This is a genomic window from Thiobacter subterraneus (assembly GCF_055379455.1).
On the sequence record NZ_AP042402.1, the window covers coordinates 843,205 to 866,534 of the forward strand.

The following is a 23,330-nucleotide window of genomic DNA, read 5'->3' on the forward strand; positions in this document are numbered from 1 at the left end:
CCATGTCCGTCAGAACTCCGCCTTGAGCGTCACCAGCGTGCGGCGCACGAATTCGTTCCGTTGCAGCGGCTTGTTGGGATCCCAGAAGAATTCGCGATAGGGTTCGCCGACGTTCTGCGTGACCAGGGCCAGCTCGGCGAAACCCGTCCCCAGCCTGAACCGTTTCGCCAGCCGGATATCCCGGCGGCTGTAGGCCCGGATGAAGTCGCCGGTGTTACCGAAGGGTGTCATGTCATCGTAGTAGTAATAGCCGAAGCTTGCCTCGATGCCATGGGGAAACCGGTGGGCAAGCAGGCCGCCGAAGGTGTGGCGGGGGTCGGCCCGTTTGAGATCGCGCTCCGCATCCCTAGCCGGCCCACCCATGCTCCGGGTTTGGGTGAAGGAGTGGGCCACTGTCAGGCGCGTGTCACCCACGTGCCAGTTCAGCTGGGTCTCGACGCCGCGCCGTGTCAGCCAGTTGCCGCCGAGGAAGGACCAGGAACCGCCACCCAGGGCGTTGGGCAGAATGACGTCCCGGATGCGGTCTTCGTAGAGACGCACATCGAGGTTCAGACCGATACCCGGCCAGGTGCCGAGATAGGCCATTTCCCGGGTCGTGATCCGCTCGGCCGCAGGGGGCTGGGTCGTCAGGTACCACTGGAAGGGCAGTGTGCCGCCGCCTGGCAGGTTCAGGATGATCTTGTAGTCGGCTGCATATTCGAGCAGGGTGGGCGCGCGCTGGGCTTGGGAGACGCCCACCCGCAGGCTGTGCCGGGGGAGGAAGTGCCAGGTGGCGGAGACCCTCGGCGCGGCATCCGTGCCGGTGAGATCGTTGTGCTCCACCATGACGCCGCCGTTCAGGGTCCAGCTGGACACGGGCCGCCACTCGGCATGGCCGAAAACACGCTGCAGGCGCACCAGCCGCGTGTCATCCGTTCCGAGATAAGCCGGCGCGTGAATGCGGTCGTGACGCAGGCCGCCGCCCCACACGATGCGCCAGTCCGTGCCCCAGGCCTGGGTGCGCTGGACTTCGATGTCGTAGCGCTGGGCATCCTCGGTAAGCCGCAGGGTGGTGGGGACGCCCGTGTCCCAGGTCACGAACTGTTCCCGGTTTTGATCGAAGCTGTAATAGAACTGCACCGCCAGCTCGTCGTCCGGGGCCCGGTTGCGCTGCCAGCGGATCTGGGCAAAACCGTTGGCCGCATGGCGGTCCCGGGGCGGGTTGCGGGTATCCCCGAACCATCCCACACCCAGCCGGCCGCCGCGGTACCCTGCCTGGAGCTGGAGGCTGTCCGTGGGATCGAGAACGCGCTCGCCGCGAAGCAGCACGAAATCCGTGTCCTGGCTGTCGTTGCGCGTGGCAAAGCCTGTATCCTCGCGATGGCCCGCGCTGACCCGGAACTGCCAGCCGCCCAGCGCGCCCGCATGGCGCACGAAGCCATCCCTGACGTCCGGATCGCCGCTGGTCACCGACACCAGGGTGCCCTTGTCCTGGGCGGGATGCCGGGTGATGATGTTGATGATGCCAGTAAAGGCATTGGCCCCATAGGAGGCCGAATTGGGCCCGCGCGTCACCTCGATGCGGTCCACGTCTTCCAGGGTGACGGGCAACATGCTCCAGCGCACCTGACCCCACGCCGGGGTATAAACCGAACGCCCGTCCACCAGCACCTGCAACCGGCCGAAATAGGGATTGGTGATGCCATGGGCCACCACCACGTCGTTACCGGACACATAGCCCACGTAAAAACCGGGCACCAGGCGCAGGACATCGGCGATCTCCCGGAATCCGGAGGCGATGATGGTGTCCCGGTCGATCACCGTCACCGCGCTGGGTGCATCCTGCACCGGCTGAGACAGACGCGACACCGACAGCACCATGGGCACCTCACCCAGAAATTCCGCCTCCGACAGGCCCGTCTCCGCTGCGTGCAGCGCCGGGCTTGCCGCCAGGCACGCCATCCATCCCAGCCGGGCCAGAGCCCGGAGGTCGGGTCGTCTCCTCATGTTTCCTCCCTGCGCCGGGTGATTCAGGTGGCCGGGCTTGCGCGCCAGAGGCACGCGCCCTTGCTCTCCTTGTCGAGTTCCGTAAGCAGCGCCTCATGGGCTGCCAGTTCCTCTTCGGTGGCCCGCAGCACCACCAGCGGGGCATCGCTGGCCCAGGCTTCCAGCACCTCCGGGCGTGCCGCGGGCGTGTTGAGTTCGATCATCAGGCTGTCCTGGCCACGGGTCATGGCGAGATAGACTTCCGCCAGCAGTTCCGCGTCCAGCAGTGCGCCGTGCAGGGTACGGTTGGAGTTGTCCACGCCGTAGCGCTTGCACAGCGCGTCGAGATTGTTCTTCTGCCCCGGGTGCATGTCGCGCGCCATCCGGAGCGTGTCCACCACCCCCGCACAGTAGTGCACCAGGGGCTCCCGGCCGAGCAGGGCAAGCTCATGGTCGAGAAATCCCACGTCGAAGGGCGCGTTGTGGATGATGAGCTCCGCATCCTTGATGAAGGCCAGGAATTCATCCGCGATGTCGGCAAAGCGGGGTTTGTCCGCGAGGAATTCCAGTGTCAGGCCATGCACCTGCTGCGCGCCCTCTTCGATCTCCCGTTCCGGGTTGAGATAGCGGTGGAAATGGTTGCCGGTGAGGCGCCGGTTCACGAGCTCCACCGCCGCCACCTCGATGATGCGATGGCCAAGCGCGGGCTCGAGGCCCGTGGTTTCCGTATCGAGCACGATTTGTCTCATCTGCTGTGTCCTGTCTCCTGAGTGCCGCCGGCGCAGCCCCGGTTGGCCAGCGCATCGGCCCGCTCATTGCCATCGTGGCCCGCATGCCCGCGCACCCACACCCACTGGATGTGGTGCCGGGCCGCCAGCTCATCCAGCGCGCGCCACAGGTCGGCATTCTTCACCGGCCTGTTGTCTGCCGTGCGCCAGCCGCGTTTCTTCCAGTTGGGCAGCCACTCGGTGATGCCCTTCTGCACGTATTGCGAATCCGTGTGCAGCCGCACCCGGCTGGGCCGCTTGAGGGCCTCCAGCGCCCGGATGACGGCAGTGAGCTCCATGCGGTTGTTGGTGGTGGCCGGCTCACCGCCCCACAGTTCCCGCTCGTGGTCCCCATAGCGCAGCAGCGCGCCCCAGCCGCCGCGACCGGGGTTGCCCTTGCAGGCGCCATCGGTGTAGATCTCCACCACCTTCGCTTCAGACATGGAGCCTCCGCTCCCGGTGGCGATTCAGGGTGGTGGCGCGCCGCTGGGGCGCGGCAGCCAGACGCCGGCGCGCCGCCAGCCGTTCGTTCCAGCTGGGCAGGATGAGACGCATGCCGGGCACGCGCTTCTTCGCGACCAGGAAATACACGCCGCCGCCCAGGGGCCACCAGCGGTCCCCCGCTTTCTCCATGAAAGCAAAACGCTCGCGCCAGCGGCTGCCGGCGAAGGGCGGTGCATAACAGCACATGCGTCCACCGGTCATTTCGAAATTGAGCAGCGACAGCCAGTCCTTCATGCGCACCAGCGAAATGAAACGCCCGTTCCAGGGATAGGCGCCGTGCGCCCGGCTGAGGACGCGCTTCACGCCCCACAGACTCAGGGGATTGAAGCCGCTGATCACCAGATGGCCTTCCGGCATCAGCACCCGCTCCACCTCGCGCAAAATCTGGTGGGGATCGGCGGCGAATTCCAGCACGTGGGGCAGCAACAAGAGATCGATGCTCTGGCTGGCCACCGGCAGGAAATGCGGATCCGCCACCACGCGCACACCCGGGCCGGTGCCGATGGCGGCGCGCAGGGGGATACGGCAGGCACGCAGGAAGTCGAACTGGACCAGTCCCAGCTGCAGGGCGTTGAAACCGAATATGTTGCTGACGGTCTCGTCGTACCAGGCCTGTTCCCGGGCCAGGAGGTCGGCACCCAGCGGTGTGGCGAACCAGTCTGCTGCGCTCGAGGTTGACATGCGATGGTCCGGGTCCGATAGTTGAGGGAGTACCCCGCCCCGCATCAGGCCCTGGTGCAGTGGGGTGAGTTGCGCAATGTTCGTTCTACGGCCCGGTTGTCCACACCGCTACCGCCATGCTGCAGGTCATTCCACTGCCCGCTTTCCAGGACAACTACATCTGGCTCCTGCACAATGGCCGTTCCGCGGCCGTGGTGGACCCGGGCGACGCGGGCCCGGTGCTGGATTTCGTGACGGCCAACGGCCTTCGGCTCACGGCCATCCTGGTCACCCACCATCACCACGATCACGTGGGTGGCGTGGCCGAGCTTGCACAGCGTTTCCAGGCGGCGGTGTACGGCCCCGCCGGGGAACCCGTTCCCGCGCGCACGCAGGCTGCGGACCCAGCGCAGCCGGTGTGTCTGCCGGCGCTCGACATCGAGTTCCAGGTGCTGCCCGTGCCGGGTCATACCCGCGGGCACGTCGCCTATTATCGCCCAAAGCTGCTGTTCTGTGGCGATACGCTGTTTGGCTGCGGCTGCGGCCGGCTGTTCGAAGGCAGTGCGCAACAAATGTATGCCTCCCTCGCCCGTCTCGCCGCGCTGCCGGACGACACCGGCGTCTATTGCGCCCACGAATACACGCTGGCCAACATCCGCTTCGCGCGCCAGGTGGAGCCCGACAGCGACGCCCTGCGGGCGCGCGAGGCGGAAACCCGCGCCACGCGCGACAGGGGGCTGCCCACGGTGCCCTCCACCATGGCCCTGGAACGCGCCACCAATCCTTTCCTGCGTGTGCACGAGCCCGCCGTGCGCGCCGCCGCCGAGGCCCATGCCGGTCATTCCCTGCCGGACCCGGTGACGGTGTTCGCTGCCCTGCGCGCCTGGAAGGATCACTTCCGCGCCTGAGTCCGGGCAGTTCGTTGCCGTCCTGCCACGCGCCGGGACCGGCTTGACCCTGCCCGGTGTGGCCGTTACCATGCCGCATCCCCGCAACGACAAGAACCACAAGCATTTCCCCGATGCGACACGGCCTCCTCCGCCGCACTGTTGTGTGCACGCTGCTCATCGGCGCAGGCCTGATGGCACCGGCGCTGCACGCCGATGACGCCCTGCGCGTGGCCCAGGTCAGCGACATGACGCTGCCGGAAGCCGCCGCCGGCAGTGACGAGGCGCCGAGCATCATCAGCATCGAATCCGCACCGGATACCATAGAACCCCTGCTCAAGGCGATCGATGAGCAGGGCGATCCCCGCACCGATCTGTGGGCGCGCGTGCGCGCAGGCTTCGCACTGCCGGAACTGGACACGCCCCTGGTGGCGGAGAACGAAGCCTGGTATGCGGAGCGTCCCGACTATGTGGCGCGCATGCTGGAACGCAGCCGGCGCTATCTCTTCTACATCGTGGAGGAGGTGGAGCGGCGCGGCATGCCCACCGAGATCGCCCTGCTGCCCATGATCGAGAGCGCGTTCAACCCCCATGCCCTGTCCCGCGCCAAGGCGGCGGGCATCTGGCAGTTCATGCCCGCCACCGGCCGCACCTTTGGTCTGCAGCAGAACTGGTGGGTGGACGAGCGGCGCGACGTACTCGCCGCCACCCGGGCCGCGCTCGATTATCTGCAAAAGCTGTACGCCATGTTCGGCGACTGGCATCTGGCGCTGGCCGCCTACAACTGGGGCGAGGGCAATCTGTCCCGCGCCATCGCACGCAACCAGGCCCAGGGGCTGCCCACGGATTACGTCAACCTGCGCATGCCGGTGGAAACCGCCAACTACGTGCCGCGCCTGCTGGCGATCAAGCATCTCATCGAGCGGCCGCAGGAGTTCTCCGCCAGGCTGGGGCCCCTGCCCAACACGCCCTATTTCGCCCAGATCACGCTCACCCGCCACATGGACGTGGCCCTCGCCGCGCGGCTGGCGGAGATTCCCCTCACGGAATTCCTGTCCCTCAATCCCCATTACAACCGCCCCGTCATCCACGCCCAGGAGCCCACCACGCTGCTTCTGCCCGTGGACAAGGCCGAGGTGTTCGCGCGCAATCTGGAAGGACACAAAAAACCCCTGGTCTCCTGGCAAACCTATCGGGCAGGCAAAGGGGAACGTCTGGAAACCATTGCCCGGCGTTACGGCATCACACCGACGCGGCTGCGGGAGGTGAATGGCCTGAGCCCGACCGTGCGCAGACTCGCCCATGGCCAGCTCCTGCTGGTGCCGGGCTCGGCGGGGACCCTGCCGAAGGAGCCGCCGGCGCTGGCGCGGACAGAAGCCCCGCGGCTGAGTCACACCGTGCGCCGGGGCGAGACGCTTGCCGCCATTGCCCGCCGCTATGACGTGAGCGTGGCTGAGCTCAAGGCCTGGAATCGCCTTGCCTCCATGCGCCTGACCCCGAACCAAAAGCTCCTCGTCAGTCCACCCGAGGCGCGCACGGCGCAGCGCGAGCGTGCCGCGCGGGTCAAGGTCGCCGCAGCCAAATCCGTCAAACGCGAACCCATGCGCTACACGGTCAGGCGGGGCGATACCCTTTATGGCATCGCCCAGCGCTTCGATGTGGACGTGGACGATCTGCGGCGCTGGAACAAGCTGGGCCGCAGTGCCCATCTGCGTCCCGGCGACACCCTGCTGCTCGCCCGCGCCGACCACGGCGGCTGAGCCCCGCGCGCCGTCGCGCCAATCACGGATAAAGGTGGCAGGCCACCTGCCGCCCATCCACCTCTCTGGTCTCCGGATAGCGTTCCCGGCACACGGGCATCGCCTGCGGACAGCGGGGATGGAAATGGCAACCTTGGGGCGGATGGGCCGGGGAAGGCAACTCCCCGGTGAGACGGATCACCGCACGGCCTGTGGGCTCCAGGGTGGGCACGGCGGAGAGCAGCGCCTGGGTGTAGGGATGGGCGGGCGCGTCCAGAACGCGATCCACCGGCCCCTTTTCCACGATGCGCCCCAGATACATCACCGCGACTTCCTGGGCGAGGAATTCCACCACCGACAGATTGTGGGTGATGAACAGATAGGCAAGCCCCAGCCGCTGCTGCAGGTCGCGCAGCAGGTTGAGGATTTGTGCCTGGACTGAGACGTCCAGCGCGCTGGTGGGTTCATCACAGACGATCAACTGCGGCTGCACCGCCAGCGCGCGGGCAATGGCGATGCGCTGACGCTGGCCACCGGAGAACTCGTGGGGATAGCGCAGCCGGGCCTCCCGCGGCAGACCCACGGCCTCCAGCAGACCCTCCACTTCCCTTTGCCGCGCCGCGGCATCCGTCCCCACTCCCAGCGCGGCCATGCCTTCCTCCAGAATGTCCGCCACCGTCATGCGGGGGTCGAGGGAGGAGAAGGGATCCTGGAACACGATCTGGAACCGGCTGCGCAGGCGGCGCAGGGCCCCACCCCTCAGGCCCACCAGCTCCCGGCCTTCGAACAGCACCGAGCCGCCCGTCACGGGCACGAGCTGCAGGATGCCCTTGCCCACCGTGGTCTTGCCGCAACCGGATTCGCCCACCAGGGCCAGGGTGCGGCCGGCACGGATGTCGAGGCTGACACCATCCACCGCCCGCACGTGGCCCACGGTGCGCTGGAACACACCGCGCCGGATGGGGAAATGCACCCTGAGATCGCGCACCCTGAGAAGCGGCTGCGGTCCATCCGGCAGCAGCTGTGTCCCCCGGAGAGTCCGTGCCGGAGGCGGTGCCTGTTCCGCGGCTGGTCCCGCGAGCCCCAGGTGGCAGCGCACACCGTGGCCATTGGTTTCCACCCAGGCTGGTGATTCCTCGCGGCAGCGTGCCCAGGCGAACTCGCAACGCTCCGCGAAACGGCAGCCGACGATGGGCCGGTCTAGTGCCGGCACCATGCCGGGAATCACCGCCAGGGGTTCACCGCGCCGTTCCCGTCCAGGCAGGGAGGCAAACAGCTTGCGTGTGTAGGGATGCCGCGGCGCACGGAAGAAGGCTTCCCGCGGCGCACTTTCCACCACCTGGCCGGCATACATCACCGCCACGCGGTCGGCCATCTGCGCCACCACGCCGAGATCATGGGTGATGAACAAAAGCCCCGTGCCCGTGGTGCGCTGCAGGTCCCGCAGCAGAGCCAGCACCTGGGCCTGGATGGTGACGTCCAGCGCTGTCGTGGGCTCGTCGGCGATGAGAAGCTGCGGCTCGCAGGCCAACGCCATGGCGATCATGGCGCGCTGCTTCATGCCGCCGGAAAGCTGGTGGGGGTAGGCCTGCATCATGCGCGCCGGATCCGGGATGTTCACTGCCTCCAGCAGCGACTGCACCCGCGCCCAAAGCGCCGCCCCGGCGAGTCCCCTGTGGCGCGCCAGGGGTTCGGCGATCTGCTGGCCGATGGTGAGCACGGGATTGAGACTGGTCATGGGCTCCTGGAAGATCATCGCCACCCGCGCGCCGCGCACGCGCCGCATGGCGACCTCCGGCAAGCCCATGAGCTCCGTGCCATCCAGGCGCACACTGCCGCCCACGATGCGCGCCGCAGGCGGCAGCAGACGCATCACGGACAGGGCCGTCACCGACTTGCCGCAGCCGGACTCCCCTACCAGCGCCAGCGTCTCCCCGCGCCCGATGGCAAAGCTCACTTGATCCACCGCGCGCAGGATGCGACTGCCGACGGTGAAGTGGACACTGAGGTTTTCTACGGCAAGCAAGCTGTTCATGCGCCCGCCTGCAACGCGGGGACTGGGGAAGTCCCGGCCGAAAAGCCCGGCCGGATCCCCACCCGCAGCCTGATTGCGCCGGGATGATGAACCCTGTCTTTCGCTGGTTCTGCGCCCCGTCCTCCACAGGCAACCTTGTTTTCCATCATCCACTCACCCTTGGGTCGAAGGCATCGCGCACGGCATCGGCGAACACATTGGCCGCCAGCACCAGTGCAAACATGAAAGCAAAAGCGGCTGCCAGCAGCCACCACACGACCGGTTCCCGCGCCAGCTCGAGACGGGCGCCGTTGATCATGTTGCCCCAGCTTTGCATGGAGGGGTCCACACCCACCCCGACATAGGCGAGCACCGCCTCGGCCAGCACCAGTCCGCTGAATTCCAGGGTGATGGTGATGAGCACGATGTGCATCACGTTGGGCAGCACATGACGCAGCATGATGCGCGCCGGCCCCACGCCAAAGGCCTGGGCCGCCTGCACGAATTCCATCTCCCGCAGCTTGAGCGTCTCCGCCCGCAGCAGCCGGCACAGCCCGGTCCAGCTGGTGATGCCCAGGATCATGCACAGGAACAGAAGCCTGAGATCCGCCCGCTCAACAAGGGTGAGATCCGGCAGCTGATCCATGCGCACCTGCAGCACCAGGACCGCCGCGGCGATCAGCAGCACGCCCGGAATGGAGTTGAGGGTGGTGTAGAGATACTGGATCACATCGTCCACCCAGCCGCGAAAGTAGCCCGCCATGATGCCCAGGGCCAGGGCGAAGGGCAGCATCACCAGAGTGGTCAGGGTGCCGATCACCAGCCCCGTGCGGATGCTCTTGAGGGTGAGATAGAACACATCCTGCCCCACCTTGTCGGTGCCGAAGATGTGCCACTCGGGCACCCAGTGGGCGGCCAGCAGGGCCAGCCAAAGCAGGACACCGAAGGTGGCGAGCATGGTGCGCCAGGGCAGGTCGGTCTCACCCCGCAACAGCCGGCGCAGGCCCATGGTCAGGGTGCGGGGCTCGGCGCGCCCCAGCCGCCATGCCACCAGGACGGAAACGGCGAGCCAGACGCTGAGCGTTATCAAGGTGGCGCGCAGCGCCCGCAGCAGGATGTCGGCGCCGCGGCGCTGCAAATCTTCGCCCAAATGGGCCCCACCATAGCGCAGCCTGGGATGGAGGCGCTGGATGCGTCCATCGGGGCCCTCCACCGTCTCCATGGCGTAGAGGTGCGTGGCAAAGGGGGCGGAATAGGTCTTTTCCTTCTGGTCGCGCAGGGGCTTGAGCGCGAGATCGAGCAGGCTCAGGGTTTCCGGGGCAAACTGGCGCGGCGCGCCCGGTAACTGCTCCGGCAACGGCAGGCGGAAATGCACGGAGTCCACAAGCCCCACCAGCACGAACGCGGCGAGGATCACCGCGGCCGCCATGGCGCCGGGGCGGCGCGCCAGACGCCGCCAGGGCGTGGCCAGATGCGGCCGGCGCCGCGCCTGCCAGGCATACAGGATCACCACCAGCAGGAGCAGGTAGATGAGCAGGTCGGTCCACAGCAGGACGGGCTCAACAGGCATCATGACAGTCGGATGCGGGGATCGACCAGGGTGTAGGAAATGTCGGTGAGCAGCAGGCCCACGATGTAGAGGACGGCACCCAGATACACCATGGCATGCACGATGGCGAAGTCCTGCTGCCGGATGGCGTCGATGGTGTAACTGCCCAGTCCCGGGATACCGAAGAAGGACTCCAGGATCAGGCTGCCCATGAACAGGGTGGGAATCACCACCACGGCACCGGTGAGGATGGGGATCATGCCGTTCTTGAGCACGTGCCGGAACAGCACCACCGATTCCGCCAGGCCCTTGGCGCGCGCGGTGCGCACATAGTCCTTGCCCATCTCCTCCAGGAATATCGTGCGGTACCAGCGCGTGCCGCTGCCGATGCCGGAGACCACGCCCACTGCCACCGGCAGCACCACGAACTTGAAGGCATCCAGCCCGTCCTGGTAGCCCGAGATGGGCACCAGATGCCACAGCTTGCTCACCAGGAACTGGCCGCCGATGATGTAGAACAGCCCGGAAACGGACATCATGGCCACACACAGCACCACCCCCGCGGCATCCACGTAGGTGGCGCGGAAGAAGGCCAGGACCAGGGCGAAGGTGATGTTCACGAGCAGGCCGATCACGAACACCGGGACCGCGACGGCGAGGCTGGGCCACATGCGGGTGCGGATCTCGCGGCTGATGTCACGCCCGTCGTCGGCTGCGCCGAAACGAAAGGCAAACATGGGCACGGCACGCTGGGCGAAGATGGTATCGGTGAAGCGCGCGAGGCCCTGGGCCTGGGCATTGAAAAACAGGGGCTTGTCATAGCCCCGCTCCGCCTTCCACTTGGCGATTGCCTCCGGCGTCACGTGCTTCACCCCCAGATGCAGGCGCGCCATGTCATCCGGCGTGTTCACCGCGAAGAACAGGGCGAAGATGAGCACGTTCACGCCGATCAGGATGGGGATGGCGTAGAGCACACGCCGGATGACGTAGGCGAGCATGGGCTAGTCCTTCCCGGGCGGACGATGCTCCCGCCGCCAGTAGCTCACCGCGGCGGGCACGAGCCCCGCCATGAGCAGCGCAAGTCCCGTCCACACCGGCCACAGCACGGGCGGATTCCATTCCCGCCGTCTGCGTTCGCGCAACGCGGGGTCGATGCGCAGGTACTTGAGGCCGTTGTTGGCCATGAGGTTGGGTTTGGCGTTGGTGAGCCAGCCATGGTAGAGCCCGAAGGCCTTGGGATAGAAGCCCCACACCCACGGTGCATCCCGCCGCACGATTTCCAGCATCCGGTCGATGATGGCCTGACGTTCCGGCCCGTTGTCCATGTTCTTCATCTGTTCGAACAGACGGTCGAATTCCGGGTTCTCGTAATTGGCCGCATTCTCGCCGTTCATGCCCACCTTGCGGTTGGGGCCGTAGAGCAGGAACAGGAAATTCTCGGGATCTGGATAGTCCGCATTCCAGCCCCACTCGAAGATCTGCGCCGTCCCCTTGAGCATCTTGTCCTGGAAGCGGTTGTAGTCCGTGGCACGTATCACCAGCTCGATGTCCAGCTTGCGGAACTGCTTCACCAGCCATTCCAGGCGCGACTTGGCATCCGCGCCCACCGCCGCGGTGTCGAAATAAAGCACCAGGGGACGCCCGGTGCGGACATCCCGTCCGTTGGGATAGCCGGCCTCCGCCAGCAGGCGCCGGGCTTCCGCAATGGACTTGCGCTGGGCCCGGCCGTTCACCCAGTCGTACACGTAAGGGTTGAGGCCCGCCCGGCCGTCACGGTAGCCGAAGATACCCGGAGGAATGGGGCCCATGGCCGGAATGCCGCGGCCGTTGTTGAAGATGGAGATGCGCTCCTCCGTGTCCACCGCAATGGAAATGGCCTGGCGCAGCTTGCGTGCCTGGTCCGTGAGCCCGCCCACCACTGGATCCTGCATGTTGAAGCCCATGTAGCCGATGGTGGTCATCACCGTGGTCACCAGCCGGATGTCCTTGCGGCGAAGCTCGTCGGTCAGCGCCGCATCCCCGGTGGCGCCGATGCGGATGGCCTGATCGAAGGTATCGGAGCTGATGCCGGAGCTGTCGTAATAGCCCTGGAGAAATTTGTTCCAGTAGGGAATGTCCTCCTTTTCCAGGCTGAACACGGCCTTGTCGATGAAAGGCAGCGGCTTGCCCGCATCGCGCAGCAGCCCCGCCTCCCGGTCGCCGGGCTCGCCCTCGGTGGGATAGGTCTCACCGTGGAAATGGGGATTGCGCTCCAGCACCATCTGCCGATTGGGGTCGTTGACCGTCAGCATGTAGGGCCCGGTACCCACCGGGAACCAGTCCAGCACCAGGTTTTTTTCCTTCATGCCGGGCTGGCTGTAGAAGCGGTCCGCCTCCCACGGCACGGGCGCGAAAAAGGGCATGGCGAGCCAATAGGTGAACTGGGGATATTTGCCCCGGATGCGGATGCGGTAGGTGTAGCGGTCCACCACCTCCGCTCCCGCCAGGGGAATCCTGCGCAGATCCAGCCAGGCCCCGGCCGGCGCCTGTTTCAGGCGCCGCTCCAGCTCGGCGGCGAATTCGCGCAGGCCCACGATGTATTCGCCCATCAGGCCGTAGATGGGAGAATTCAGGCGTGGGTCCGCCAGCCGCTTGATCTGGTAAACGTAATCCTCGGCTGTGAGCTCGCGCGTGCCCGTGACGGGGAAATCGCCCGGTTTCTCCACCCGCGCCAGGATCGCCGGGGGAATGGGGTCGTAGAGCGCCCGGCCCGTCTGGTCCTTTGCGAAGGCCGGATGGGGCTGATAGTGGATGCCCGGCCGGATCCGGATCTCGTAAACGCTGTAGGCAATCTCCGCCACGGGGGCGTCCGCGGGCAGGAGCCGCCCGTTGGCGTCGTAATAGCGTGGCTGGGGCACGGCGACGGCCGTGAGGGGAATGAGCTGGTAAGGCCGCTTGAGGTAGTGATACTGCAGGGGCGGCTCGTAGATCTGGCCGATGAACTCCACCTCGTTGGAACTGTAGGAGCGCGCCGGATCGAGATGCTTGGGCCGTTCCGAGAACGCCGCATAGCGGATGTTCTGGCCGCGCTCCGCCGCCGGATAGGGATCGTTCCAGGGCGGCTCGCCGCAGGCGGTCAACAGCATCAGCGAAACCAGCAGGGCCAGGCGCAGCACGCTCATGGCCAGCAAGTGTAGCCCAAATGCCCCGGCCGCGGCGCCGACCGCGCCGGAAACGATCCCGCAGGCGATGTTTTATAATGCCTGGCTTCTCCCCGTCATCCACTCGCAAAAGGACGTTTCATGGGTTTCCTCGCAGGCAAGCGCATCCTCGTCACCGGCATGCTCTCCAACCGTTCCATCGCCTACGGCATCGCCAAGGCGTGTCAGCGCGAGGGGGCGGAACTCGCCTTCACCTACCAGGGCGAGCGCACGCGCGAGCGCGTGCTCGGGCTCGCCCAGGAATTCGGCTCCGGCCTGGTGTTCGAGCTGGATGTGGCCTCGGACGAGCAGATCGACCAGGCCTTCGCCCAGCTGGGCCGGCACTGGGATGGGCTGGATGGGGTGGTGCATTCCATCGCCTTCGTGCCCAAGGCGGCGCTGGCGGGGGACTATCTCAGCTCCGTCAACCGGGAATACTTCCGCATCGCCCACGACATCAGCTCCTACAGCTTCACCGCCCTGGCCAAGGCGGCCCTGCCCCTGATGGAAGGCCGCCCCGGCGCCCTGCTCACCCTCTCCTACCTGGGCGCAATACGTTCCGTGGCCAATTACAACGTGATGGGTCTGGCCAAGGCCAGCCTGGAGTCCAGCGTCTATTACCTGGCCCAGAGCCTGGGGCCCCGGGGTATCCGGGTCAACGCCATCTCCGCGGGCCCCATCAAGACCCTGGCCGCCTCCGGCATCACCGACTTCCACAAGATCCTGGAGCACGTGGAGCGCAATGCCCCGCTGCGTCGCAACGTGACCATCGAGGAAGTGGGCAACACCGCCGCCTTCCTGCTGAGCGACCTCGCCTCCGGCATCACGGGGGAAATCACCTACGTGGACGCCGGCTTCAACACCACCGTGGGCGCCGGCTGAGCCCGGCACGCCACTCTGCCTCAAGATTTCCCGCAGGCGGCCGCTAATGCGGCCATCGCATTGACTGCTGCGGGAGACAGACGTGACCACCATCACCCATCGCATCGCCGAGCACCGGGCCACGCTGGCCGTGACCGGGCGTTTCGACTTCAGCATCCACCGGGATTTCCGGCGCGCCTACGAGGAGGTTCTCGCCACCCCGGGCGTACGGGAAATCGGCGTGGACCTGGGCAAGGTGGATTACATCGACAGCTCTGCCCTGGGCATGCTGCTCCTCCTGCGGGAAAAGGCCCTGAACCAGAACGTCCGGGTGGATCTGGAACATGCCCAGGGCCCGGTGCGCCAGGTCCTGGACGTGGCCAATTTCGGGCGGCTGTTTCAAATTTCCTGACTGGCGCCACCATGGAAGCTGTACTCCCGGCGGGCACGCCGGCTGGTGCCCCGGCGCTCGTGCTCGTCGCCGATGACAAACCGGAAAACCGGCTGCTGCTGACCACCTTCCTGAAACGGGAAGGCTATGCCTGCGTCACCGCCGCCAACGGCCGCGAAGCCGTGGAAGCCTGCAGAAGGCGCGCGCCGGACATCATTCTCATGGACGCCGCCATGCCGGACATGGATGGCTTCCAGGCCACGCAGGAAATCCGGCGGCTGTTTCCCGACCGCTGGATTCCCATCATCTTCGTCAGCGCTTATTCCAGCACGGAAAACCAGGCACGCAGCCTCAGCGCCGGCGCCGACGACTACATCTCCAAGCCGGTCAACCTGGCGGTGCTTGCGGAGAAACTCAGGGCCATGCAGCGCATCGCCGCCATGCAGGCCCGTATCGCGCAATACGCGGCCCAGCTGGAGGCAAGCCTGGAGCGCAGTCGCAGCGACCAGGAATTCGCCCGCCATCTGCTGACTCACATGGCGGGCCGGATGGCGCCCCGGGAAGAACTGGGACTTGCGTACTGGGCCGAGGCAGCCGCCGAGCTCAGTGGCGATATCGTGGCCGGCAGGCGCGGTCCTGCGGGCAAACGCTACCTCATGGTGGCCGACGCCGCCGGCCATGGCCTGGCGGCGGCCATCAGTGTGCTGCCCCTGGTGGAGGCGTTCTACCGGCTTGCAGAAAAAGGCTTTTCCGTCGCCTCCCTGGTCAGCGAGCTCAATGCCAAAGCCCGCGGTCTCCTTCCGCGGGACCGCTTCGTCGCCGCCCTGATCGTCGTGGCCGACGAGTCGGAAAACAGCCTCCAGGTCTGGAACGGCGGCCTGCCTGAGGCCTTGTTCCTGGACGATGCCGGCGAAGTGCTGCGCAGGTTTCCGTCCCGGCATCCGCCGCTGGGCATGCTCAGCGTGGAGCAGCTGCAGCTTTTGCCCGAACTTTTTGCCTGGCCGGGCCCGGGGCAGCTGATCATCCACACCGACGGTCTGAACGAGGCGGAAGACAGGACCGGCGACCCCTTTGGGGCGGCCCGGCTGGAGGCCGCGCTGGGCCGCAACCCCCCGGCCGCACGGTTGGATGCCGTGCGCGCCGCGGTTCTGGCACATCTTGGCGCTGCTTCGCCCCACGATGACATCACCCTCGCCATTCTGGACTGTCCTGCGCCCGGGTCGCCGCCGCCCCTGCCGGTGGCAGGCAAACAGCCGTCCGCCGGAACCCCGGCCACCGGCTGGCGCAGCACGCTGCGCCTCGATGCCCGGCAGCTCCGAACCCTGGACGTGGTGCCCCTGGTCATGAACTGGATCGAGCAGCTGCAGCCGCTGCAGCAGATGCGGGGGCTCGTGTTCACGGTGTTGGCGGAACTCGTCAGCAACGCCATCGAGCATGGCCTGCTGGGCCTTGATTCCGGTCTCAAGCACACGCCGGACGGCTTTGAGCGCTACATGGAGGCCCGCACCGAAGCCCTGGCGTGTCTGACCGAAGGGTGGATCGAAATCGCCGTGGAATGCGCCGGCGGCGCAGACACACCGGGACTGACCATCACCGTCACCGACAGCGGGCCCGGCTTTCCCTACGCGGATTACCTGGATCGCCTGCAGGGTTCGGACACCCTGCCGTCGGGCCGGGGGATCGCCCTAGTGCGCCAGCTCACCACCGAGCTGCGCTATGAGGGGCGGGGCAACCGGGTCGTGGCGCGTCTGTCGTGTTCGTCCTGCCCCTGAAACCCATGCCGCAATGGGCCCAGCCCCGCCCCGGCACGTCAGCCCCCCTGCCTGTCCACGAATCTTCACAGAAAGCCGGCCTAAAGTCCGGACGTGGCCCGCCGTTATAGGCGGAGCAGGGACAAAAAGATCGCCTACCCCCCCGCCGGTGCACTGGCCATACGCAGGATGGCCGGGACGCCCGGCGAAAGCAGGAAGGGCCTTCTGCCGGGGTGAAGCACGGTCGGCCGGAGGCTTGCAACGAACGGCCCCACGCGGGCCCCACCGCTTGACGCAAGGGAGAACACCATGCGCGTGAACATGCCGGTCACCAATGTCGAGGTCCAGCTGAGACCCGGGGACATGATCGTCTCGAAGACGGATCTCAAGGGGATCATCACCTATGTCAATGAAGACTTCATCCGCATCAGCGGTTTCACAGAAAGGGAACTGCTCGGGCAACCCCACAATATCGTGCGTCATCCCGACATGCCGGAAGAGGCCTTTGCTGACCTGTGGAGCAGCCTCAAGGCAGGCCGTCCCTGGACCGGCTACGTGAAAAACCGCTGCAAAAACGGCGATTACTACTGGGTACTGGCGAACGCCACCCCCATCCGGGAGAACGGCCAGATCACCGGTTACATGTCGGTGCGCACGGCCCCGTCCCGCGCCGAAATCGCCGAGGTGGAGCGGCTCTATCGCCTGTTCAAGGAAGGCAAGCAGGGCAACCTGGTGATTCGCGACGGCAAGGTGGTGAAAGGTGGCTGGCGGGAAAAACTGAACCCCTTCCGCCACGCCACCCTGAAGGCCCGCATGCTCACCATGCTGGGTCTCGTCGCGGTGCTGCTGCTGGCGGTAGGAGGCATGGGCCTGCTCGGACTGGCGCGCTCCTCCGACAGTCTCAAAACCGTCTATGAAGACCGCACGGTCCCGGTGGGGCAGCTGGCGAGCATCGACCGCCTGATCCTGCAGAACCGTCTGGAGATCGACGCGGCCGTGTTGGACCCCGCCAGCGCCGGCAGGCACGCCGACCAGGTGGAACGCAACATTGCCGAAATCAACAAGCTATGGGAAGCCTTCATGGCGACCCAGCTCACGCCCGAGGAGAAGCGGCTCGCCGAGCAATTCGCCGCGGATCGCGCGCGCTTCGTGGCAGAGGGACTCAAGCCCGCGATGGCGGCCCTGCGGGCAGGCAAGACGGCGGAGGCCAAGGCCCTTTCGGAAGGCAAGCTTCCGGCACTCTATGCCCCCGTGGGCGAGGGCGTACGCAATCTGACCCAGGTGCTGCTCAATGAAGCGCGCCAGGCTTACCAATCGGCCCAGGGCCGTTATCAGTTCAACCGCAACCTCGCGATCGGCCTCATCGTCGTGGGCATCGGCCTGGCCCTGTGGATGGGCCTTGCCCTGCTGCGTGCCATCACCCGACCACTGGCCGTGGCATCGTCGGTGTTCCAGCAGATCGCCCAGGGCAATTACAACAATGCCATCGACGTGGAACGCCGGGACGAAATCGGTCAGGTGCTGGAGGGGCTGAAGTCCATGCAGATCAAGATGGGCTTCGACGTGGCCGAGACCATCCGTGTCTCGAACGAGAACCTGCGCATCCGCAACGCCCTGGACAATGTCAGCACCAATGTGATGATCGCGGACAACAACCGCAACATCATCTACATGAACAAGGCCATCGTGCCCATGCTCACCGCCGCCCAGGACGACATCCGCAAGGAAATTCCCCACTTCGACGTGAAGAAGCTGATGGGTGCTTCCATCGACAGCTTCCACAAGAATCCGGAACACCAAAAACAGCTGCTGGCCACCTTCACTTCCACCCACCGTGCCCAGATCAAGCTTGGGGGCCGCACCTTCGCACTGGCCGCGAGCCCCATCATCAACGAAAGGGGCGAGCGTCTTGGGGCGGTGGTGGAATGGACCGACCGCACCGCCGAGGTGGCGACCGAGGAGGAGGTCGCCGCCATCGTCGAGGCCGCGGCCAATGGCGACTTCACCCGCCGCATGGATCTTGCCGACAAGTCCGGGTTCTTCCGCAAACTGGGTGAAGGCATCAACCGCCTGCTGGATACCGCCGACAAGGGTCTGGCGGAAGTCGCCCAGGTACTGGGCGCGCTCGCCCAGGGCGATCTGACGCAGAAAGTCACGGGCGAATACGCTGGCACCTTCGGCAAGCTCAAGGCCGATACCAACACCACAGTGGACCGTCTGCGCGACATCGTGCGCCAGATCAAGGAGGCCACCGACGCCATCAACACCGCGGCCAAGGAAATCGCCGCGGGCAATGCCGACCTGTCCCAGCGCACCGAGGAACAGGCTTCCAGCCTGGAGGAGACTGCCTCCAGCATGGAGGAGCTGACCTCCACGGTGAAACAGAATGCCGAGAACGCCCGTCAGGCCAACCAGCTTGCCAAGGGTGCATCGGAGGTGGCCACCAAGGGTGGTCAGGTGGTGCGCGAAGTGGTTTCCACCATGAGCGCCATCGACGAATCCTCGCGCAAGATCGTGGACATCATCAGTGTCATCGATGGCATTGCCTTCCAGACCAATATCCTGGCGCTCAATGCTGCGGTGGAAGCCGCCCGCGCCGGCGAGCAGGGCCGTGGTTTCGCGGTGGTGGCGGGCGAAGTGCGCAATCTGGCGCAACGTTCCGCCGCGGCGGCGAAGGAGATCAAGGCCCTCATCAACGATTCCGTGGAGAAAGTGGCCGGCGGCACGCGCCTGGTGGAGGAAGCGGGGCGCACCATGGAGGAAATCGTCACGTCGGTCAAGCGCGTCACCGACATCATGGGCGAGATTTCCGCGGCTTCGCTGGAGCAGAGCAGCGGCATCGAGCAGGTCAACCAGGCCGTGGCCCAGATGGACGAAGTCACCCAGCAGAATGCCGCGCTGGTGGAGGAAGCCGCCGCCGCGGCCGAGTCCATGGAGGAACAGGCCCAAAACCTGGCCGCGGCGGTGGCGGTGTTCAAGCTCGACGATGGCGATGCCCGGCCGGTCCAGGAGTCCGCGGCACGAACCGCCGGCGCGGTCCGCCCGTCTCCTCCGCCGCGTCCCGCCCCGGTGCCCCGCGCGGCGCCGGTGCCCCGCGTGGCCGTGGCCAAACGCCGCGCGGCATCGGATGACGAAGACGACTGGACCGAATTCTGAGGGTGACCAAGCCACCTGCCAGGCCTGCTCACCCCGGGCCGGCCGGCGCCGGTGGCACAGTAACCCGGCAAGCCCTTTAGCGAGGACGAGAACATCATGGCCCCAAGCGCCGTTCGTGCCTTCCGTGGCAAGGATCCTGCGGGAATCTCCCCGGCCGCCGTGCTGGTTGCCCTTGGTGCGGCGGCCGGTGTGGCCTGGCTGGTCGCCCTGGTCACCGGCAGCCTGCCGGGCATGACCGGCTGGCACTGGCTGACAGTGGCCGCCGCAGCGCTGGCTGGCACTTTCGTCGTTCTGTGGCATAGCCGTCGGCTCGTGCGCCGTGCGGTCGAAGGGCGTGAAGCGGCCCTCAATGCCCTGGCGGACGTGCAGCGCGACGTGGCCCAGGTCATGCGCGATTTCTCCGCGACCTACACACCCCACTTCAATGAGATTGGGCAGGAGGTGGAACAGATCAAGTCCCTCCTGGCGGATGCCATCAACAAGCTGGTGGACAGCTTCACCGGCCTGGAGGCACAAACCCGCCGCCAACAGGAACTGGCCTTCATGCTGATTGGCCAGCAGCAGGGCGCCAGCCGCGACGCTGGCCACGTGGACTTCGAGGATTTCGTGCGGGAGATCTCCACCACCCTCGCCATCTTCGTCGAAAACACCGTGGAGACCAGCAAGGTGGGCATGCAGCTGGTGGGCATGATGGATGACATCGTCGGCCGGGTCGCAGCCATCGTCGGCGTGCTGGGCGAACTGGAAGCGATCGCCAAGCAGACCAACATGCTGGCCCTCAACGCCGCCATCGAAGCGGCGCGTGCGGGCGAGGCGGGGCGCGGTTTTGCCGTGGTGGCCGACGAGGTGCGCAATCTGTCCCTGCGTTCCACCCAGTTCAGCGACCAGATCCGTGCCTACATGGAAGCCATGCGCAGCTCGGTGCACGAGGCGGAACAGGCCATCAACGGCATGGCCTCCAAGGACATGCAACTCGCCCTGACATCGAAACAACGGGTGGAGCACATGCTGGCAACCCTGCAGGCCATTAACCGGGAAATGGGCGAGACCGCCAACGACCTTTCGGCCATCGCCACCCACGTGGAGGAAGACGTGCGTCAGGCGGTGACCTCCCTGCAATTCCAGGATCTGGCCACGCAACTTCTGAGCCGGATCGATGGGCGCGTCCGGGCCTCCAGCGTGATTTTGGGCGAACTCGGTGCCCTGGGTGAATCCGTGGCCCGCGCCGCGCCCAGTGACCTCGAGCAGCTGGACCGGTTCCTCAAGGACTGTCTGGCCGTCGTGGCCAGGGCGAAAACAGCCCTGCCCGACACCGGCGCAAGTCCGGTGCGCCAGACCGAAATGGCCGCCGGCGACGTCGAACTCTTCTGATTCCATGCAACCGTTATCTGGAAGGAAACCCCATGGCGAAATCAGTTCTGGCAGTCGATGACTCCCCCTCCATCCGACAGATGGTGGCATTCACCCTAAAGGGCGCGGGCTATGAAGTCGTCGAGGCAGTGGATGGGCAGGATGGCCTCAACAAGGCCAAGGCCCGCACCTTCAATCTGGTACTCACCGACCAAAACATGCCCCAGATGGACGGGCTCACGCTCATCCGCTCCCTGCGTGCCCTGCCCCAGTACAAAACGGTCCCCATCCTGGTGCTCACCACGGAGGCAGGCGAGGCCATGAAAACCCAGGGCAAGGCGGCCGGCGCCACCGGCTGGCTGGTCAAACCCTTCGATCCCCAGAAGCTGATGGACGTGGTGAAGAAAGTCATCGGCTGAAGCCGGGCACGCAGCGGAGATCCCCATGTCCATCGACATGAGCCAGTTCTATCAGGTGTTCTTCGAGGAAGCCGCCGAACACCTGTCCAACATGGAGACGCTCCTGTTGGGGCTGGACCTGGCCGCGCCGGACCCGGACACCCTCAACGCCATCTTCCGTGCGGCCCACTCCATCAAGGGCGGTGCCGGCACCTTCGGCTTCACCGACATGACCGAGGTGACCCACATCCTGGAGACCCTGCTGGATCGCATCCGGAAAAACGAACTCGCCCTGCGCGAGGACATGGTGGACGCCTTCCTCCAGGCAGGGGATGTGCTGCGCAATCTGCTCGAGCATCACCGTGACGGCACACCCGCGGACGACGACGCCATGCGCCACGTCTGCGCTGTCCTCGAGCAGCTGGCCCAAGGTGAGGCGGGCCCCAACCGGGTGCCCGCGGATATGCCGCCCACCGCTTCCCGCCGCTACCGCCTTTCCTTCCGCAAAGTGGCGCGCAAGAAGCTGGATCCCCTGCTCACCGAGCTGGCACGCCATGGCAAAGTCTCCCCCACCGATCCCGATGCGGGTGCCACCTGCACACTGGAGCTCGAAACGGTACTCGACGAAGGGGCACTGTGGGACCTGCTGGATTTCGTGGTAAGCCGTCGGCAGGTCGAGGTGACGTGCCTGGACACCTCCACCGGGACAGCCGATGACAGCTTCGGCTTTTTCGATGACGCTCCCGGTGCGCCGGCTGCCAGTCCGGTGGCCGAGGAGGGTGACGGTTTCGGGCTGTTCGTCCCCGCAGAGGAAATCAGGCGTCAGACAGAGGAAGCCCAGGGCTTCGGCTTCTTCGAGGGCGCCCCGGGCACGCCGGACAGCGCCCCGTCGCCCACGCCGGCAGCGCCTTGCGCACCTGCCGCGCCCGGCACGCCGAACGCGGCTGCCCGCACGCCTCCGGCATCCGCGGAAAGTTCCTCGATCCGTGTCAGTGTGGAAAAGGTGGACCAACTCATCAACCTGGTGGGCGAGCTGGTGATCACCCAGTCCATGCTGGCCCAGACTGCGGCCCGCGCCGATCCCGTGCTCTACGAAAGCCTGCTCAACAGTGTGGCCCAACTGGAACGCAACACCCGGGATCTGCAGGAGGCCGTCATGTCCATCCGCATGCTGCCCATCAGCTTCGTCTTCAGCCGCTTCCCGCGGGTGGTCCGGGATGTGGCCGGCAAACTGGGCAAGCAGGTGGAGCTGCGCACCATCGGCGAAGGGACCGAGCTCGACAAGAGCCTGATCGAGAAGATCGCCGACCCCCTCACCCATCTGGTGCGCAACAGTCTCGACCATGGCATCGAAACACCGGACAAGCGCCTGGCGGCCGGCAAGCCGGCCAAGGGAACCCTCACCCTGCGCGCCTCCCACCAGGGCGGCAACATTGTGATCGAAGTAATCGACGATGGTGCCGGTCTCAATCGCGAACGCATTCTGGCCAAGGCGCGGGAACGTGGTCTGGCAGTGAGCGACACCATGAGCGACCAGGAAGTCTGGCAGCTCATCTTCGCCCCCGGTTTCTCCACGGCGGAAGTGGTCACGGATGTTTCGGGCCGTGGCGTGGGCATGGACGTGGTCAAGCGCAACATCGAAGGCATGGGAGGCCGCGTGGAGCTGTCGTCTGTGCCGGGCCAGGGCACCACCGTCACCATCCGGCTCCCCCTCACGCTGGCGATTCTGGATGGCATGTCGGTGGCGATCCAGGACGAAATCTTCATCATTCCCCTGGGCTACATCGTCGAATCCCTGCAGCCTGCTGCCAGCGACGTGAAAACCGTGGCCGGTGACGGCCGGGTGGTGGCGGTGCGCGGCGAATATCTGCCGGTCGTCGCCCTCCACCAGGTGTTCAACATCCGCCCCCGCACCGAGCATCCCCATGAGGGAATACTGGTGGTGGTCGAATCCGAGGGCAAAAAGGCGGCCCTGTTCGTCGATGACCTGGTCGGCCAGCACCAGGTCGTGATCAAGAGTTTGGAAACCAATTACCGAAAGGTGCCGTGCATTTCCGCCGCGACCATCATGGGTGATGGTCGCGTGGCTTTGATCCTGGACGTGGCGGCGCTGGTACGCCTGTCCCGTACGCCAGCGGCAGCTTTGGCCGCATGACCCC

16 protein-coding genes and 1 pseudogene are annotated in these 23,330 nt (G+C 66.2%); 9 read left to right on the forward strand and 8 right to left on the reverse strand.

Going from position 1 to position 23,330, the window contains the following annotated elements; genetic code table 11:
• Positions 1–9: 9 nt before the first annotated feature.
• Genes ACZ42P_RS04315 through ACZ42P_RS04330 form a run of 4 tightly spaced genes read right to left on the reverse strand, consistent with a single transcriptional unit; the run spans position 10 to position 3,917 of the window.
• Positions 10–1,986, reverse strand: a complete 1,977-nt coding sequence (locus ACZ42P_RS04315; RefSeq protein WP_464898864.1) for a TonB-dependent receptor plug domain-containing protein — start codon at positions 1,984–1,986, stop codon at positions 10–12.
• Between the two features lie 23 nt (positions 1,987–2,009).
• On the reverse strand, positions 2,010–2,714 hold the full coding sequence (dnaQ, locus tag ACZ42P_RS04320) for a DNA polymerase III subunit epsilon (protein ID WP_464898865.1): 705 nt from the start codon (positions 2,712–2,714) through the stop codon (positions 2,010–2,012).
• Complete coding sequence (gene rnhA / locus ACZ42P_RS04325; protein ID WP_464898866.1) at positions 2,711–3,175, reverse strand: ribonuclease HI; 465 nt, start codon at positions 3,173–3,175, stop codon at positions 2,711–2,713. Before rnhA ends, dnaQ begins: the two co-directional genes overlap by 4 nt.
• Complete coding sequence (locus tag ACZ42P_RS04330) at positions 3,168–3,917, reverse strand: class I SAM-dependent methyltransferase (protein ID WP_464898867.1); 750 nt, start codon at positions 3,915–3,917, stop codon at positions 3,168–3,170. Before ACZ42P_RS04330 ends, rnhA begins: the two co-directional genes overlap by 8 nt.
• Positions 3,918–4,033: 116 nt before the next feature.
• Here ACZ42P_RS04330 and gloB point away from each other — a divergent pair, with 116 nt between their 5' ends.
• Together gloB and ACZ42P_RS04340 are read left to right on the forward strand one after the other, a co-directional pair.
• Complete coding sequence (gene gloB / locus ACZ42P_RS04335) at positions 4,034–4,804, forward strand: hydroxyacylglutathione hydrolase (protein ID WP_464898868.1); 771 nt, start codon at positions 4,034–4,036, stop codon at positions 4,802–4,804.
• A 173-nt stretch (positions 4,805–4,977) separates the two neighbouring features.
• Positions 4,978–6,543 carry a LysM peptidoglycan-binding domain-containing protein gene (locus ACZ42P_RS04340; RefSeq protein ID WP_464898869.1) on the forward strand — a complete coding sequence of 522 codons (1,566 nt, stop codon included), beginning with the start codon at positions 4,978–4,980 and terminating at the stop codon, positions 6,541–6,543.
• Positions 6,544–6,565: 22 nt separating this feature from the next.
• On the opposite strand, the gene ACZ42P_RS04345 is transcribed toward ACZ42P_RS04340, so the two are convergent.
• The 4 genes from ACZ42P_RS04345 to ACZ42P_RS04360 all read right to left on the reverse strand — a co-directional run bounded on the left by ACZ42P_RS04345 (position 6,566) and on the right by ACZ42P_RS04360 (position 13,246).
• Positions 6,566–8,557: an ABC transporter ATP-binding protein gene (locus tag ACZ42P_RS04345; protein WP_464898870.1), complete on the reverse strand. Its 1,992-nt coding sequence runs from the start codon at positions 8,555–8,557 to the stop codon at positions 6,566–6,568.
• Between the two features lie 145 nt (positions 8,558–8,702).
• The gene (locus ACZ42P_RS04350) at positions 8,703–10,106 is read right to left on the reverse strand and encodes an ABC transporter permease (RefSeq protein ID WP_464899363.1); all 1,404 of its coding nucleotides are present in this window, start codon (positions 10,104–10,106) and stop codon (positions 8,703–8,705) included.
• Positions 10,106–11,083, reverse strand: a complete 978-nt coding sequence (locus ACZ42P_RS04355; protein WP_464898871.1) for an ABC transporter permease — start codon at positions 11,081–11,083, stop codon at positions 10,106–10,108. The genes ACZ42P_RS04350 and ACZ42P_RS04355 overlap by 1 nt, the downstream gene beginning before the upstream one ends.
• A 3-nt stretch (positions 11,084–11,086) precedes the next feature.
• The gene (locus ACZ42P_RS04360) at positions 11,087–13,246 is read right to left on the reverse strand and encodes an ABC transporter substrate-binding protein (protein ID WP_464898872.1); all 2,160 of its coding nucleotides are present in this window, start codon (positions 13,244–13,246) and stop codon (positions 11,087–11,089) included.
• A gap of 120 nt (positions 13,247–13,366) precedes the next feature.
• Between ACZ42P_RS04360 and fabI the strand changes: the two genes are divergently transcribed.
• The 7 genes and pseudogenes from fabI to cheA all read left to right on the forward strand — a co-directional run bounded on the left by fabI (position 13,367) and on the right by cheA (position 23,326).
• On the forward strand, positions 13,367–14,146 hold the full coding sequence (gene fabI, locus ACZ42P_RS04365) for an enoyl-ACP reductase FabI (protein ID WP_464898873.1): 780 nt from the start codon (positions 13,367–13,369) through the stop codon (positions 14,144–14,146).
• A gap of 82 nt (positions 14,147–14,228) precedes the next feature.
• Positions 14,229–14,537: an STAS domain-containing protein gene (locus ACZ42P_RS04370; RefSeq protein ID WP_464898874.1), complete on the forward strand. Its 309-nt coding sequence runs from the start codon at positions 14,229–14,231 to the stop codon at positions 14,535–14,537.
• Between the two features lie 11 nt (positions 14,538–14,548).
• Positions 14,549–16,288 carry a SpoIIE family protein phosphatase gene (locus tag ACZ42P_RS04375; protein WP_464898875.1) on the forward strand — a complete coding sequence of 580 codons (1,740 nt, stop codon included), beginning with the start codon at positions 14,549–14,551 and terminating at the stop codon, positions 16,286–16,288.
• A 288-nt stretch (positions 16,289–16,576) separates the two neighbouring features.
• Complete coding sequence (locus ACZ42P_RS04380; RefSeq protein WP_464898876.1) at positions 16,577–19,423, forward strand: methyl-accepting chemotaxis protein; 2,847 nt, start codon at positions 16,577–16,579, stop codon at positions 19,421–19,423.
• Positions 19,424–20,146: 723 nt separating this feature from the next.
• Positions 20,147–20,458, forward strand: a pseudogene (locus ACZ42P_RS04385) (methyl-accepting chemotaxis protein); the annotation flags it as partial.
• Positions 20,459–20,826: 368 nt separating this feature from the next.
• Positions 20,827–21,192: a response regulator gene (locus ACZ42P_RS04390; RefSeq protein ID WP_464898877.1), complete on the forward strand. Its 366-nt coding sequence runs from the start codon at positions 20,827–20,829 to the stop codon at positions 21,190–21,192.
• Between the two features lie 25 nt (positions 21,193–21,217).
• Positions 21,218–23,326 (forward strand): chemotaxis protein CheA, encoded by a 2,109-nt coding sequence (gene cheA, locus ACZ42P_RS04395; protein WP_464898878.1) that lies wholly within the window; start codon positions 21,218–21,220, stop codon positions 23,324–23,326.
• Positions 23,327–23,330 lie beyond the last annotated feature (4 nt).

What these genes read in the sequence shown, in the direction of transcription:
- ACZ42P_RS04315 (WP_464898864.1), bottom strand. Translation starts at nt 1,986, where the DNA reads ATGAGGAGACGACCCGACCTCCGGGCTCTGGCCCGGCTGGGATGGATG.
- dnaQ (WP_464898865.1), bottom strand. Translation starts at nt 2,714, where the DNA reads ATGAGACAAATCGTGCTCGATACGGAAACCACGGGCCTCGAGCCCGCG.
- rnhA (WP_464898866.1), bottom strand. Translation starts at nt 3,175, where the DNA reads ATGTCTGAAGCGAAGGTGGTGGAGATCTACACCGATGGCGCCTGCAAG.
- ACZ42P_RS04330 (WP_464898867.1), bottom strand. Translation starts at nt 3,917, where the DNA reads ATGTCAACCTCGAGCGCAGCAGACTGGTTCGCCACACCGCTGGGTGCC.
- gloB (WP_464898868.1), top strand. Translation starts at nt 4,034, where the DNA reads ATGCTGCAGGTCATTCCACTGCCCGCTTTCCAGGACAACTACATCTGG.
- ACZ42P_RS04340 (WP_464898869.1), top strand. Translation starts at nt 4,978, where the DNA reads ATGGCACCGGCGCTGCACGCCGATGACGCCCTGCGCGTGGCCCAGGTC.
- ACZ42P_RS04345 (WP_464898870.1), bottom strand. Translation starts at nt 8,557, where the DNA reads ATGAACAGCTTGCTTGCCGTAGAAAACCTCAGTGTCCACTTCACCGTC.
- ACZ42P_RS04350 (WP_464899363.1), bottom strand. Translation starts at nt 10,106, where the DNA reads ATGCCTGTTGAGCCCGTCCTGCTGTGGACCGACCTGCTCATCTACCTG.
- ACZ42P_RS04355 (WP_464898871.1), bottom strand. Translation starts at nt 11,083, where the DNA reads ATGCTCGCCTACGTCATCCGGCGTGTGCTCTACGCCATCCCCATCCTG.
- ACZ42P_RS04360 (WP_464898872.1), bottom strand. Translation starts at nt 13,246, where the DNA reads ATGAGCGTGCTGCGCCTGGCCCTGCTGGTTTCGCTGATGCTGTTGACC.
- fabI (WP_464898873.1), top strand. Translation starts at nt 13,367, where the DNA reads ATGGGTTTCCTCGCAGGCAAGCGCATCCTCGTCACCGGCATGCTCTCC.
- ACZ42P_RS04375 (WP_464898875.1), top strand. Translation starts at nt 14,549, where the DNA reads ATGGAAGCTGTACTCCCGGCGGGCACGCCGGCTGGTGCCCCGGCGCTC.
- ACZ42P_RS04380 (WP_464898876.1), top strand. Translation starts at nt 16,577, where the DNA reads ATGCGCGTGAACATGCCGGTCACCAATGTCGAGGTCCAGCTGAGACCC.
- ACZ42P_RS04390 (WP_464898877.1), top strand. Translation starts at nt 20,827, where the DNA reads ATGGCGAAATCAGTTCTGGCAGTCGATGACTCCCCCTCCATCCGACAG.
- cheA (WP_464898878.1), top strand. Translation starts at nt 21,218, where the DNA reads ATGTCCATCGACATGAGCCAGTTCTATCAGGTGTTCTTCGAGGAAGCC.